Genomic DNA, 13,639 nt, shown 5'->3' with positions numbered 1-13,639 from the left:
CGGAGTTTACAATGAGCATATTTAAAAAAATTATTACTGCAGTACGTGGTGGTGCAACTGAAGCTGGTGAAGCAATTGTAGATGCCAATTCAACAAGAATTTTTGAACAAGAAATCCGTGATTCAGAAAAGCACGTTACGATTGCAAAACGCGACCTAACAGAAGTGATGGCGAAGCAAATGCAAGCAGCACGTGAGTTAGCACAGTTACAAGCAAGTATTAAAGAGCACGAAGGTTACGCAATGCAAGCCCTAAACCAGGGTAATGAAGCATTAGCGATTGAAGTTGCTGAGAAAATTTCTGAATTAGAAACGACAGCGGCTGAGCAACAACAAGCAAATGAAAGCTTCTTAAAAAGTGCCGATCGCTTAAAAGAACTGATCAAAAAGAGCGAGCGTCAATTAACTGAATATAAACGTCAGTTAACCATGGTAAAAACAACTGAAAGCGTACAGAAAGCAACATCTGCGATTACAGATAACTTTACGGCAAGTAACTCTAAGTTGTTAAATGCAAAAGATTCTCTTGAGCGTATTAAGAAAAAACAAGCGATGTTTGACGATAAATTAAAAGCGGCTGAGCAATTAGAATCTGAAACACCAGAGCAAACATTAAAAAATAAATTACAAGAAGCTGGCATTGGCGAACAAAAAAATAGTGCGCAATCAGTATTAGATCGTTTAAAAAATAAATAATCTATCTTCACGTAATTAAAATACAAACACGACCAGCGGATGCTCGTCGTGTTTTTTACGTTAATGACTATAAATAATCGTCTGCCATCATTACGATACGGTCATATCCATTAAAATATGTTATTTTTCTACCTAATATTTCTATGTAGTATTAACTCAAGTAGTTAATACGGTTAGTTTAAGGATCCCTATGCGCTTTTTAAAATCGTTATTTAATAAAAAACCTGCCGTACCTACTCGTGTTTTAAGTGAACCTAATCAATTGTTAAACGGTGATATATTCTGTTTCGGTGATAGTTTTGCATTACCAGAAGCGATGCGTAAGCAACAATTACAAGTTAATGACATCGTCACGATTGAATTTAGCCATGAACATTACATACAACTTATTAGCCAAGGCACAAGTGAGAAGCTAGTTTATGTCAGCTTCCCTAAAAACCCTAAAAATCTGATTAAATGTAGTTTGTTATTAAGTCGCGCTGAAGTTGAAACCTTATTTAATTTAGACGATTTTTCAGAAATTTTTGAAGCGCCTGGAAAAGCACGGTTAACACCATTAACTGAACAACACAGTTATGGGGATATGTTAGCGACCGAGTATATCCAACAAGATTTTGAAACATCAGGCTACATCCACCAAGCAGATTACCGAGATAGCAAACCGCCAGAGTTTACCGACCAAGAGCATGGTCGTGAGTTTCAATACTTCTCATTAGAAGGCAATAAAGGTTTACGTTTAATAGAAATATTTATTTTTGAAAATGGTGATACCGATGTTTATTTATCTAGCTTACGCCCAGCTAGTGACATTGCGGAATTATGGATAAAAGGAGAGTAATCATGCCCAATGGTGAATTACCTAAAAAATGGCAGCAATCAGCAAAAGTAGTCAAAGCGGTACAAATTGCTTTTGATATGGATAGTAAGCTGCAATATAGCATTCGCCGTAGTGCATTAGATGAAGGTATTAGCCCTTCAGAGAAAATTCGTGACTTATTAGAGTTACCAACACATAAAAAACCCAAACGCCCTCGTTTAACCGTTAGTTTAAGTACCGATGACTATATTCAATTGGGCCTTCGTTATAATATTGCGGCAGAAAACCAGCTTGATATTAAAAAGTGTGTGATCGAAGAGCTCACTAAGTTTGCAACTTACAGTGAATACTTTGAAGAAGAGTAATGATTAATTACATGATAGAGATGATTAGCTTTTCATTCTCATAATAAAAAGCACTGATTATCAGTGCTTTTTATTAATATATCGTATTAAGTTTCATACATGACGTTTTAATCATAATCACTTTAATAACTTGATGGCTACGATGCTTTAGTGAGTTGCATAGAATAACCTAGAATTTCTTCTGTCATTTCTGTCACTTCTTTCAATACAACCACCGAACCTTCAACGGTTTCTTTCACTTGTACCAGGTTACTATTAATATCATCAGCCACTGTCGCTTGTTCTTTTGAAGCTGAAGCTATTTGGTAATTAAGATCTGAGATATGATTTACTTTGCCCACAATATCGGACAATTTAATACCCGCTTTAGTCACTTCAGTTACGCCTATTTCAGCTTCTTTAACGCTACTATCCATTAAACCAACCGCTTGTTGTGCACTTTGTTGTAGCAACTCAATCATTCCTTGAATCTCAACGGTAGCATCCTGGGTGCGTTTAGCCAGATTTCGAACTTCATCAGCGACCACTGCAAAACCACGTCCAGCTTCCCCTGCACGAGCGGCTTCAATCGCGGCATTTAATGCTAATAAGTTAGTTTGGTCGGAAATACTGCGAATGGTATCAACGACACTGCCAATACTTTCAACTTTCATTTCTACGTTATTAACAGCAGTTGCAGAGTCATCAATATTTCTTGATAGTGTATTAATAGAAGAGATAGTTGCATCAACGGCATTACGTCCCTCTTCAGCAACATTTGTCGCTTCTAAAGTAGAAACGGATGCACTTTCCGCATTCCCTTCTACTTCTTTTACAGCCGCTGTCATTTCATTCATGGCCGTTGCTAACGATCCTATTTGGTCGAACTCCTCAGCAATTGATTCATTAACGATTTCCATACAACTACTGAATTGCTCTATGACTTCATGGAGCTTGGCCATTGCATTCGCATTTTGCTCAGTTTTATTTTTTGCGTTAGCCGCTTCTTGAATCGCACATAAATACAATTCAGAAAATGCACCTTTCAATTGATCTGGTTTAGATGATTGAGGCTCTTCAATATATTGCTTTAAGACTAGTACTTGTTTTTGATGGCAATAATTTTGCCAAACAACGGTTAAGCTTAACAAAGTAATAAGAATGAATGCCGGGGCTAAATTAAAAGGAAAAAATTGATTAAGTAATAATGTAAATATCGCTCCAATAATGAATAAAATAAAACCTTTCCCTAAAGCAGAAGTGTTGACTAATTTTTGTTCTAAACCGTTCAGTTGTATTTGCACCATAAATTCACTCAAAAGAAGAAAATAAGAAAAGATAAATAGACGTTACTTAACTTATCGACAAGGTGAAAGAAAACATTAGTAATAACAACGATAAATATACCTATTTAAGGTTAAATGTAGAGAATTTGTGATCTATTACTCTCTACATTATTTTCTTTTGATCGCTTGCTTCTTCTTTTTTGTGTGCTTTAGAAAAAATATCCGTTAACTCTCTGAATCAAGCCAATACATTTCATTAGCAATAGCACGTTGTTTGGATTGTTCAATCGCACTTAGTAAAGAGAATTGTTTACGTTTCACCCATTTAAAGTATTCAGCCTGTACGACAATGTCTTCTTCATCAACAGCGAGCTCAGAAATAGCACCAAGCATCGAAAGCTCTTGAATACCTTGATAAATATCTAGCCACGGGTAACAGTACTCTGCACTTTTTTCTGCATCAAATAAGTTACCAAGACTAAAACCAGTCATTAAGTTTGCCGTTAATAAGCCTTGATTCTGTAATAAATTATCCGTTGTTAACAGCGGCTCAGAAGATAAAGCCATTTTTAATTTCGACCACCCTTCTGTTAAAACCATATCGGAAAATGTCAGCAGAGACGATGAATCACTTTCAGTATCGGCCATTTTTTCTAACGAAATTAGCCATTGGGTTAACCCTAAAACAAAGTGACAATAGCGAGAGCTGTGTAAAATATTAAAAATATCCTCTTCACTTGGCAGCGCCTGATCAGCTAAACGTAAATCTTTTTGTAATTGTTTTAATCGAGGTAGTTTACGAATGTAATAGGCTTTATTTTCTAATAATTTTCTAAAAACCAAGCGTTCGTCAACCCATGAAAAGCTTCTTGCTAGCCATTGTAGGTCTTCAACCCACGCATAACCGACAAATGAAGTGCCTGCCTCCTTAAAAAGATGAATATTTTGATGCAAAAACATAATGCTTTTCTGCACTTCAACTAAAGCGTCAAAATCCCCTCCTTCAAGGTAACAATGCTCATGATATTGAAGGTGCTTTAAACCATGTTGAAAATTAACAGACAATGCTTCACGTAAAACCATCTCTGGATTTAAGGTAGAAAAGTCAATCGGTTTAACTGAGAAATGAGCCCCTTCTGTGAGCATATAACCACGTTGTGCTTTACTGACATTACCTAAACGAACTTGCGGTAAAGAGGCAATATCTTGCGCTAAAATAAATAATTGAGCTTCATCTCCCTTCACCAACTCTAATTCAATTTCACAAATATCTGTCTCACCTTGATTGGCTATAATTTTTCCGCAATCATAAGCGACTTCGATTAATGTGCCTTCTTGCATTTCTAACAACCAGTGTAAGCGTCTGAAATCTGTACTAAATAATGGTGAAATTTGTTCTTGTAACTCATTTAAATTACAACCTTTGGGCCAAATTTTATTATTGAATCGAGTTAACTCAGGCTCTAAGCCTTCAATAGGTTCATTATATTCAGGGCGTTGATGTAAGCCTCCGATAACGCGACCAGATGTTTTAATGGTTTGAGTGTATTGGTCATCAATACGACGCACTCTTAAGCCCATGTCCATCATTCTCAGTGCACGTGAAGCAGTCTCAAAATAGACGTTGTACATCATTTGATCTTTATGAGAAATAACCGTGTGTTGGCTTATTTTATTCAGCAGTTCGTCGGCGAAGTGTGCATTAAAAAAAAACTTAATTTCTATCTCTGTTTCCATAATATATACCGAAAATTACCCTTAATTTAATAGCCTGGATCATTTTTAATCGTAAAATTTTCTCAATTATACTAAATTGATGTTCTATTGTGTGCAAAAGAAAGTTAACATGCGCCGCATATTAGATGTTCAACTGAACTAGAATGTGGTTACCCAACCATCAAAACCTAAGGTGAATCATGCCAGTTAATTCGATATTTGGAGTGTTTGCAAAATCTCCAATCAAACCGATCCAATTACACATGGACAAAGTAGCAGTATGTAGTGAGTTGTTATTACCTTTCTTTGAAGCCAGTTCAAAAAATGACTGGGTTGAAGCAGAGAAAATACGTAAGCAAATATCTCAATATGAAAAACAAGCTGATGAACTTAAACGTGAATTACGTTTAACGCTTCCAAAAGGTTTGTTTATGCCGATTGACCGAGCTGATTTATTAGAGCTTGTTAATCGTCAAGATAAAATTGCTAATACAGCAAAAGATATAGCAGGACGTATTTTTGGCCGTCAGCTACAAATACCAAGCGAAATTTTTGTTGATTTTATGGCATACGTACAACGTAGTTTAGATGCTATCCAACAAGCAAAACACGCAATTAATGGGTTAGATGAATTACTAGAAGCAGGCTTTAAAGGCCGTGAAGTAGACATCGTCACTAAAATGATTGAAGTACTTGAAACGATTGAAGATGATACAGATTCATTACAAATCAAACTTCGTCGCAATTTATTAGCCATTGAAGATAATTACAAACCTGTAGATGTAATGTTTTTGTATAAAATTCTAGAATGGGTTGGCAGTCTTGCAGATCACTCAGAATTAATCGGCACCCAGTTAGAACTTATTCTAGCTAGATCGTAGCTCTAAGGACTTAAAGATGGATATTATAAATACATACGGCAGCATGTTAGTTATGTTTGCTGGCGCAGTAGGCTTTTTAATGGCTTGGGGTATTGGTGCAAATGACGTTGCTAATGCAATGGGAACCTCTGTTGGTTCAAAAGCACTAACGATCAAACAAGCTATTATTATTGCAATGATTTTTGAATTTGCAGGCGCTTATTTAGCGGGTGGCGAAGTAACCTCAACAATACGCAAAGGTATTATTGATGCTTCATATTTTATAGAGCAACCTGAATTACTTGTTTACGGTATGACAGCAGCTTTGTTAGCGGCTGGTTTATGGTTAATTATTGCGTCTTACTTCGGTTGGCCAGTTTCTACAACACACTCGATTGTAGGTGCTATTGTAGGCTTCTCTGCGGTAGGTGTGGGTGTAGATAGTGTGACATGGAGTAAAGTAGGAGGCATTATTGGTAGTTGGATAGTGACACCGCTTATTTCCGGCATTATTGCTTACTTTATTTTTATGAGCTCACAAAAGCTGATATTTAATACTAAAGATCCAATAACGAATGCAAAACGCTATGTTCCTTTTTACATGTTTTTAGCGGGCTTCATATTATCTTTAGTGACGATCACTAAGGGTCTTAAACACGTTGGTTTACACTTTAGTACGATGGAAGCGATTATATTAGCTGTTATAGTGGGTGCGCTAGTCTCTATTGTCGGTAAAATATTTGTTAATCGAGTTAAAATTGACCCTAAAGCAGACAAGCAAATGCATTTTGCTAATGTAGAAAAAATATTCTCTGTTTTAATGATTGTCACTGCATGTGCGATGGCATTTGCACATGGTTCAAACGATGTTGCCAATGCAATTGGTCCACTAGCAGCAGTGGTCAGCATTGTTGAGCATGGCGGTCAAATTACAGCTAAAGCTGAATTAGCTTGGTGGATTTTACCATTAGGCGGTGTTGGTATTGTATTAGGCTTAGCGATATTCGGTAAGCGTGTAATGGCAACAATTGGCCATGGTATTACGCATTTAACACCTAGTCGTGGTTTTGCAGCGGAATTAGCTGCCGCTTCTACCGTTGTTATTGCATCTGGTACTGGTTTACCTATTTCAACAACACAAACATTAGTGGGTGCGGTATTAGGTGTTGGCATGGCGAGAGGTATTGCAGCCTTGAATTTAGGTGTCGTACGTAATATCGTTATTTCATGGGTAGTGACATTACCTATCGGTGCCGGTTTATCGATTATATTCTTCTATATATTAAAGAGTATTTTTTCTTAAAATTAATACTTCAAATCGAAAAAAGAGAGCTTAGGCTCTCTTTTTGCTTTTACTGAGCTTCAATAACTTTTAGAATGATTGCTCAATTTATTTGCTAAAAGGTCTTTCTTTTGAAATCAATCAAATTACTTTTACTGTGTTTTTTATTCCCATTCAGTAGTTTTGCTGCGACACAATACGTCAGTGATGAGCTATCTATCTACATGCACTCTGGTCCAAGTTTACAATATCGTATTATTGGTACTATCGAAGTAGGTACATCCGTTAATACTTTAAAATACAATGAGAAAACAAACTTTACGCAAGTAAAAACACCAACGGGTAGAGTGGGTTGGGTTAAAACATCTGAAATTCAAAAACAACCACCAGCAAAATCATTACTACCTGAAATACAAAAGAAATTTCAAGCAAGTCAAGATAAGTTAAACACCATCAATAGTGATAATGCAAAAGCTAACTCAGATAAAGAGCAAGCTATTATTGATAAAGACAGCCTCATTGCGCAACTTGATAGTGAAAAAAGAGCGCTACGCGATACCATCGAAGATTTAAAAGAACGTAATATGGAATTAGATTTATTACAATCAACTAAAGATGAGCGTATTAAAATGGAATGGTTAATGTATGGCGGCAGTGTTTTATTCTTTGGTATGTTAGTGGGTTTAATTCTTCCATTCTTACCTCGTCGTAAAAAGCGTACTGACAACTGGTAAAGAGCAAAAATTAAGTAATATCTACCTGTATTAACAGGTCATTGCTTAAAGATGAAAAACGCACATTAGTGCGTTTTTTATAACTTTATTTTAGACTTTAACTTTCTAGCTTAAAAAACACTTTAAAGTAATTACCTAGATTAGAAACTACCCTTTCCAATCCTGCAAGGATTCTAATGTAAAGCTTTGATTACCAAGACGGAATATACTTTGCTGAGGTAATATATCGACTAATTCTATTTCGCCAAGAGATTCTCCAACACGTAAATCAACGCCATTAATGCGTATCCAACGATCTTTCGCTTCGGTCGAATAAACATGTGAATCATAGCGCATCACAGGTACTCTATATTGAAATCGAGCAGGCATTGATGCAATATCAGAAGTGACTAGCTCTTCATCTTTATCGACATATTCAGTAAAAGTAGTATTTTTTTCTTCTTCTACCGCTAACGCAAAACGCTGTTGCAAATCATCAGGCACATCATCAAGAGAGATATGATTAGTATCTTTTTGACTAGAAATGGATCTTTTTGGAACAGAACCGTCGATAATTAATTGATCTGATTCTGCACTTTTTGCAACTGAATTCTTTACCGTCGCTTTTACCGCAGGTGTCCATTCCATTTCAACCTTTTTCAATACGGTAGGCAAAGGCTTAGTATTAAAATCAACGTCACTTACTAAACTATCATAGTATGGATTTTGTTTTTCAGGCGCAGCATGTATTAACTCAGCGACTGAAGGTACATAAGGTATTGGCTTAACTGTTTCAACGGTTGGTTTAAATAACAAAAACACCACTATCGCTAATAATATAACAATCACTAGCAACGCAGCAGCCATCATTAATTTCCAAGTCGAATCCACTGATTTATCAATAATAATAGCTTTATTTTTTTCTTTATTTTTCTCTAATGCTTTTAATATGGTGGACATACTGCCTCTATAATAATGATGGTATTTTTGTATCTAATTGTTGTACTAACGGCATCAATGTTTGTCGGCCAACAATACCATCAGCGACTAAATTATTATTCATCTGGAACTCAGTGACTTTGTCTTTTACTTTCCAATCAAAGCGACTTTTAGGACTTTCAGACGTGCCATACAAACGCTTTAATTGTGTGGTTAACCATAAAACTCTATCGCCTTTTTCACCAAACCTTAATGGTTTAGTAATATCAAAAGGAACTTGCCATAATAGTGTTAGTTCACCGGTCCAATACTCTGTTAACCATGCTCGATTTACTTTTATTTTTTGGGTTCCAATCAATAACTCATATTTTTCATTTATTTTATAAAGTACCGCATAAATAGAATCCTCATCACTGACTAACTCAATAACAGCGGGATAATTTAATTGTTCTAATTTTTGCAGTGAAGTATTCTCTGAAAAGCACTGTAATGCAGCCGTCTCGCCCTCGGTACAACTTGCTTTATCCAAGCTAACCTCGTAACCCCATACGGCATAAAGCGTTTTTAACGCATGTGAAAACTCACCATTACTTAAATCTAATTCAGGGTAATTATCAAACCAAGATAAGTTATTGAAAGAAGAAGTGCTAACCGCTCTAGACTGTACAGGAACAGTATTAGATAAATTAAATTCACTTATTGTTTCAATTGATTCTCTTGGCTGATTAAAATTATGGAATATTTTAGGGGCTTGAATAGCAGTAAACGCAGTTAACACTAATAGTAGTAGAATGCGCCAACCTGATTTAAATGATTTACCTTCATTTTTATCATTAAGGCTTAAATCAATCTCTTTTACCGCTAAATCAATCATTTTAGCCGTTACTTTAGGTGAGTTTTGACTATAAGCACAAAGCATACTACGGTCACATATCAAGTTGATTAACCTCGGTACACCGCGACTATATTTAAAAATTCGCTTAAGTAACTTGGTTTCAAAGATAGGTGTACTTGCTCCCGCCACATTTAACCGATGCTGAATATAAAATTCACTTTCTTGTAAGGTTAGCGGTAATAGGTGGTAACGAGCAGTAATGCGTTGCGCTAATTGGCGTAATTCATTTTCTTTGAGCTTTTGTTGTAATTCAGTTTGCCCAATTAAAATAACTTGTAATGGCTTTTTGTTGTTTGATTCTATATTAGTTAATAATCTTAATTGTTCGAGAACAGAAAAACTAAGATGCTGAGCTTCATCGATCAATACGATCGCACTGCGCCCTTTTTCTAGGTTATCAAGCATCCAACCACTAATAGCATCAAATAACGTTTTTAAGCTCGCTCTATCAACATCATAAGCAATTTTTAGCTGATCACAAATGGTCGCTAATAACTCAATCTCTGTTTGAGCAGGGTTAAGTATATAAGCAATATCTGTATCTTCAGAGATATCTTGTAAGAGAGCACGGCATACGGTGGTTTTACCTGTTCCAACTTCGCCCGTTAGTAACACAAAACCACCATTACCTAACAATCCATACATTAGGTGAGCTAACGCTTCTTTATGGCGATCACTTAAAAATAAGAAATCAGGATCAGGTGAAATCGAGAATGGTTGTTCTTTCAAAGAAAAAAATTCTTGGTACATTATAAACCTTAGACAAAATGTTGAGCCATATTAGTAACAATGGACATAAATAACCGATAAAGATTATTAACCATCATATTAGATCACATATTGATGACAATTGTTATTAATGAAACAGACAAGCTTCTGCATATTTAACTAGTTTCGGTATAATAACTAAATTATTCATTAAGGGGGGAAACAATGCGTGTATTTTTAGTCGGCGGCGCAGTTAGAGATAAATTATTAGGCCTCGAAGTCAAAGACCATGATTTTGTTGTCATTAATAGCACCCCAGAAGAAATGTTAAACAATGGTTTTACTCAAGTTGGTAAAGACTTTCCCGTCTTTCTTCACCCTAATACTGGTGAAGAGTATGCATTAGCTAGAACTGAACGTAAACAAGGTATCGGATATACTGGGTTTAGTTGTTATGCAGGGCAAGATGTCAGTTTAGAAGATGATTTAGCCAGACGCGATCTCACTATCAATGCCATTGCCCAATCTGAAGACAAGCAACTGGTCGATCCTTATTTCGGACAACAAGACTTAAAAAACAAAATATTACGTCACATTAGCCCAGCATTCAGCGAAGATCCCTTAAGAGTGTTAAGGGTTGCTCGTTTTGCCGCTCGCTTCGCCAAACTTGGTTTTTATATTGCCCCAGAGACTCTCACTCTAATGAAAGAGATTTCGCTAAGTGGAGAGTTACAAAGTTTAACGCCTGAGCGAGTCTGGGTGGAAACAGAAAAAGCCTTACAAACAGATAGCCCACAGGTTTATTTTCAAGTATTACGAGACTGTGGTGCATTAGCCGCTTTATTTCCTGAAATTGATAATTTATATGGTGTACCAGCCCCTAAACGTTGGCATCCAGAAATTGATACTGGTATTCATACTTTAATGGTGGTGGAACAAGCTTGTTTATTGTCAGACTCCGTTGCCTTTCGTTTTGCTTGTTTAGTACATGACTTAGGGAAAGCATTAACACCAGAAAGCGAATGGCCAAGTCATAAAGGGCATGGTTTTAAAGGTTTATCAGTGATTAAGAAATTCTGTAAACGCCTTAAAGTACCAAATGAATGTCGAGACTTAGCATTATTAGTCAGTGAACATCACACCAATATTCACAGTGCTTTTGAGCTTAGAGCCAGTACGGCAGTCGGTATTATGGATAAATGTGATGCATGGCGAAAACCACATCGCTTTCAACAAATGTTGCAATGTTGCGTAGCTGATTCTAAAGGTAGAACAGGTTTTGAATTATTACCCTACCCTACCGCAGATTATATGTGGGAGGCATTTCAAAACGCGTTGAAAGTAGATATTCAAGAAATTATAGCGCAAGGCTTTCAAGGAGCAGATATTAGAAAAAAACTGAATGAGCAACGAATTTCATTGGTACAAAAATTCAAAGATTCTCAGAAGCGGGATGAACAATAAGCTATCATCACACTCAATATCTTGATCGATAAAAAACGGCACTAAAACCGTTTTTTCGTTGAGTTTATCGTAAAATACCTTGCTTTAGCCTGCTAAAATATAAAACAGAGACGCTCCTAATATTAATCGATAAATAACAAACGGTAGCATACCGACTTTATTTAATAAGATTAAAAATACATGAATACATAAAATCGCGCTAATAAATGAAACGCCAGCGCCTAAGAACAAAGATGGCCAATCAACATATTCATCGGATAAAACAAACTTTAATAAATCATACCCCGATGCCATGGCAATAATTGGAATTGACATTAAAAAAGAAAAGCGAGCAGCAGCATTACGTGTTAAACCAAGCATTAGTCCGGCAGTAATAGTAATACCAGAACGAGATGTGCCAGGTATTAAAGCCAATGCTTGCGCAAAACCTAAAATAATAGCCCCTTTTAATCCTGTTTGATATTCAGTTTTTACTTGTGTTGCTTTTGCATCTGCCCACCAAAGTAATAAACCAAATAAAACAGTCGTAACAGCAATGACGTAGCCACTACGTAAATACGCTTCAATATAATCTTTGCCTAAAAAACCAACTGCAGCTGCAGGAATAGTTGACCATATGATCCACCATGCTAACTTGCTGTCTTGAGTCTGTTTTTTATTTTTTACTGACCCCACCCAGGCAACCGACATATTAGTCACTTCACGATAGAAATAGATTAATACTGCCGCTAAGGTGCCAATATTCAACATTAAATCAAAAGCTAAACCTTGATCTTGCCAACCTAATAATACTGACGGTAAAATTAAATGTGCTGAACTGGAAATAGGTAAAAACTCAGTTAATCCTTGAATCAAAGCTAATACAACAATCTCTAAAATACTCATTTTTATCTCATCTGCTTATGTAAAATCACTGTATTAACTTAATATTGGCGATGCTACTTTCCATAACTTTTGTTTACCCGTCGGATACTGCGACCATAAAGACTGGTAACTAACCCCTAAAATAGGATGGATTAATGTTGGCGCTAACTCAGCTAAAGGTTGAAGCACAAAAGCATTTTTGGTGATCTCTGCACGAGGAAGATCCAATGCATGATCTATTTCTTGATCATATAACAATAAATCTAAATCCAGCGTTCTTGGCGCATATTTAATGGCTTTTTCAGGGCGACCTAATTGCACTTCTATTTGCTTGAGTTTTTGTATAACCAGTGAGATTGATAACTCGCTATTTAGTTCCACGACTAAATTATAAAAAAGCCCCCCTTTAAAACCCACTGACTCACTTTCAAAAATACTGGATAACTTGAGCTCACCAAAGTTATCTGTTAATAACAGTATCCCTTCTCGAATATTGTCTTGTCGATTGATACTAGAGCCGACACCAACAAAAATATGAGCCACTACTTTCTTCCACGCTCAATTTGTACACCTAAACTCTGCGCATTAGCTAATGCACCAGGTTTATGTAATGTTAATTTTATCCATGTCACTGAAAACTCTTCCATAATCAATGCGGCAACACGTTCTGCCATGGTTTCAATTAATTCAAATTGGTTCTGTTGTGCAAACTGATTGACGCGCTCAGAAACACTAAAATAATTCAATGCAAGATTAATCTCATCGCTATCAGCTGCCGGTTTATTATCAAAAGCCATTTCTAGGTCAAAATACAACTTTTGTTGCACTCCTTTTTCCCAACCATAAACACCAATTTTGCTAATTACTTGTAACTGTTTGATAAAAACAATATCCATTTTTTAAATCCCTTAACTATTGTTATTTTTATACAACGGTGCTTTTTTTTGTACTTGTTAGCGAGTAAACTCGACCGCTAAACTGAATATTATAATGGGTTGATAAAAAATTTACCTAAGTATCTATTATAATCGCGCCGTATTTTACCTTAATAGGACG

The 13,639-nt window shown here is 36.1% G+C and carries 14 protein-coding genes; 7 read left to right on the top strand and 7 right to left on the bottom strand.

The window, feature by feature from the left end:
• Positions 1-11: 11 nt before the first annotated feature.
• The 3 genes from Q0794_RS00830 to Q0794_RS00820 all read left to right on the top strand — a co-directional run bounded on the left by Q0794_RS00830 (position 12) and on the right by Q0794_RS00820 (position 1,877).
• Entirely contained in the window at positions 12-695 is a 684-nt protein-coding gene (locus Q0794_RS00830; RefSeq protein ID WP_298939482.1) for a PspA/IM30 family protein, read from the top strand.
• Positions 696-885: 190 nt separating this feature from the next.
• Entirely contained in the window at positions 886-1,533 is a 648-nt protein-coding gene (locus tag Q0794_RS00825) for a hypothetical protein (protein ID WP_298939481.1), read from the top strand.
• A 2-nt stretch (positions 1,534-1,535) separates the two neighbouring features.
• Positions 1,536-1,877: a hypothetical protein gene (locus Q0794_RS00820; protein WP_201288131.1), complete on the top strand. Its 342-nt coding sequence runs from the start codon at positions 1,536-1,538 to the stop codon at positions 1,875-1,877.
• Positions 1,878-2,014: 137 nt separating this feature from the next.
• Here Q0794_RS00820 and Q0794_RS00815 read toward each other — a convergent pair whose 3' ends face one another.
• On the bottom strand, positions 2,015-3,163 hold the full coding sequence (locus tag Q0794_RS00815; protein WP_298939480.1) for a methyl-accepting chemotaxis protein: 1,149 nt from the start codon (positions 3,161-3,163) through the stop codon (positions 2,015-2,017).
• Positions 3,164-3,367: 204 nt separating this feature from the next.
• Positions 3,368-4,879, bottom strand: a complete 1,512-nt coding sequence (locus tag Q0794_RS00810; protein ID WP_298939479.1) for a CYTH and CHAD domain-containing protein — start codon at positions 4,877-4,879, stop codon at positions 3,368-3,370.
• A 179-nt stretch (positions 4,880-5,058) separates the two neighbouring features.
• On the opposite strand from Q0794_RS00810, the gene Q0794_RS00805 reads away from it, so the two are divergent.
• The 3 genes from Q0794_RS00805 (at position 5,059) to Q0794_RS00795 (ending at position 7,734) form a co-directional block, all read left to right on the top strand.
• Positions 5,059-5,739 carry a TIGR00153 family protein gene (locus tag Q0794_RS00805; protein WP_298939478.1) on the top strand — a complete coding sequence of 227 codons (681 nt, stop codon included), beginning with the start codon at positions 5,059-5,061 and terminating at the stop codon, positions 5,737-5,739.
• Between the two features lie 16 nt (positions 5,740-5,755).
• Entirely contained in the window at positions 5,756-7,021 is a 1,266-nt protein-coding gene (locus tag Q0794_RS00800; RefSeq protein WP_298939477.1) for an inorganic phosphate transporter, read from the top strand.
• Positions 7,022-7,131: 110 nt separating this feature from the next.
• On the top strand, positions 7,132-7,734 hold the full coding sequence (locus tag Q0794_RS00795) for a TIGR04211 family SH3 domain-containing protein (protein WP_298939476.1): 603 nt from the start codon (positions 7,132-7,134) through the stop codon (positions 7,732-7,734).
• A 147-nt stretch (positions 7,735-7,881) separates the two neighbouring features.
• Here the strand turns inward: Q0794_RS00795 and Q0794_RS00790 are convergent, their stop codons facing one another.
• Together Q0794_RS00790 and Q0794_RS00785 are read right to left on the bottom strand one after the other, a co-directional pair.
• A complete protein-coding gene (locus tag Q0794_RS00790) occupies positions 7,882-8,673 on the bottom strand; it encodes a general secretion pathway protein GspB (RefSeq protein WP_298939475.1) in 792 nt (263 codons plus the stop codon).
• Positions 8,674-8,680: 7 nt separating this feature from the next.
• On the bottom strand, positions 8,681-10,297 hold the full coding sequence (locus Q0794_RS00785; RefSeq protein ID WP_298939474.1) for an ExeA family protein: 1,617 nt from the start codon (positions 10,295-10,297) through the stop codon (positions 8,681-8,683).
• Positions 10,298-10,480: 183 nt separating this feature from the next.
• On the opposite strand from Q0794_RS00785, the gene Q0794_RS00780 reads away from it, so the two are divergent.
• Positions 10,481-11,719 (top strand): multifunctional CCA addition/repair protein, encoded by a 1,239-nt coding sequence (locus Q0794_RS00780; RefSeq protein WP_298939473.1) that lies wholly within the window; start codon positions 10,481-10,483, stop codon positions 11,717-11,719.
• Positions 11,720-11,803: 84 nt separating this feature from the next.
• Here Q0794_RS00780 and Q0794_RS00775 read toward each other — a convergent pair whose 3' ends face one another.
• The 3 genes from Q0794_RS00775 to folB are packed head-to-tail and all read right to left on the bottom strand — an operon-like array spanning position 11,804 to position 13,479.
• Positions 11,804-12,604 (bottom strand): undecaprenyl-diphosphate phosphatase, encoded by an 801-nt coding sequence (locus tag Q0794_RS00775; RefSeq protein WP_298939472.1) that lies wholly within the window; start codon positions 12,602-12,604, stop codon positions 11,804-11,806.
• A gap of 33 nt (positions 12,605-12,637) precedes the next feature.
• A complete protein-coding gene (gene folK / locus Q0794_RS00770; protein WP_298939471.1) occupies positions 12,638-13,126 on the bottom strand; it encodes a 2-amino-4-hydroxy-6-hydroxymethyldihydropteridine diphosphokinase in 489 nt (162 codons plus the stop codon).
• Positions 13,126-13,479, bottom strand: a complete 354-nt coding sequence (gene folB, locus Q0794_RS00765) for a dihydroneopterin aldolase (protein ID WP_298939470.1) — start codon at positions 13,477-13,479, stop codon at positions 13,126-13,128. Before folB ends, folK begins: the two co-directional genes overlap by 1 nt.
• Between the last annotated feature and the right edge of the window lie 160 nt (positions 13,480-13,639).

It is taken from the genome of uncultured Psychromonas sp. (genome assembly GCF_947489755.1).
Lineage (GTDB): Bacteria > Pseudomonadota > Gammaproteobacteria > Enterobacterales > Psychromonadaceae > Psychromonas.
The sequence above is the reverse complement of the archived record's forward strand: the minus strand, read 5'-3'. Positions and strand labels throughout refer to the sequence as shown.

Bases quoted from the DNA above. Each gene is read 5' to 3' on its own strand.
- Q0794_RS00830 (WP_298939482.1), top strand. From the start codon at position 12: ATGAGCATATTTAAAAAAATTATTACTGCAGTACGTGGTGGTGCAACT.
- Q0794_RS00825 (WP_298939481.1), top strand. From the start codon at position 886: ATGCGCTTTTTAAAATCGTTATTTAATAAAAAACCTGCCGTACCTACT.
- Q0794_RS00820 (WP_201288131.1), top strand. From the start codon at position 1,536: ATGCCCAATGGTGAATTACCTAAAAAATGGCAGCAATCAGCAAAAGTA.
- Q0794_RS00815 (WP_298939480.1), bottom strand. From the start codon at position 3,163: ATGGTGCAAATACAACTGAACGGTTTAGAACAAAAATTAGTCAACACT.
- Q0794_RS00810 (WP_298939479.1), bottom strand. From the start codon at position 4,879: ATGGAAACAGAGATAGAAATTAAGTTTTTTTTTAATGCACACTTCGCC.
- Q0794_RS00805 (WP_298939478.1), top strand. From the start codon at position 5,059: ATGCCAGTTAATTCGATATTTGGAGTGTTTGCAAAATCTCCAATCAAA.
- Q0794_RS00800 (WP_298939477.1), top strand. From the start codon at position 5,756: ATGGATATTATAAATACATACGGCAGCATGTTAGTTATGTTTGCTGGC.
- Q0794_RS00790 (WP_298939475.1), bottom strand. From the start codon at position 8,673: ATGTCCACCATATTAAAAGCATTAGAGAAAAATAAAGAAAAAAATAAA.
- Q0794_RS00785 (WP_298939474.1), bottom strand. From the start codon at position 10,297: ATGTACCAAGAATTTTTTTCTTTGAAAGAACAACCATTCTCGATTTCA.
- Q0794_RS00780 (WP_298939473.1), top strand. From the start codon at position 10,481: ATGCGTGTATTTTTAGTCGGCGGCGCAGTTAGAGATAAATTATTAGGC.
- Q0794_RS00775 (WP_298939472.1), bottom strand. From the start codon at position 12,604: ATGAGTATTTTAGAGATTGTTGTATTAGCTTTGATTCAAGGATTAACT.
- folB (WP_298939470.1), bottom strand. From the start codon at position 13,479: ATGGATATTGTTTTTATCAAACAGTTACAAGTAATTAGCAAAATTGGT.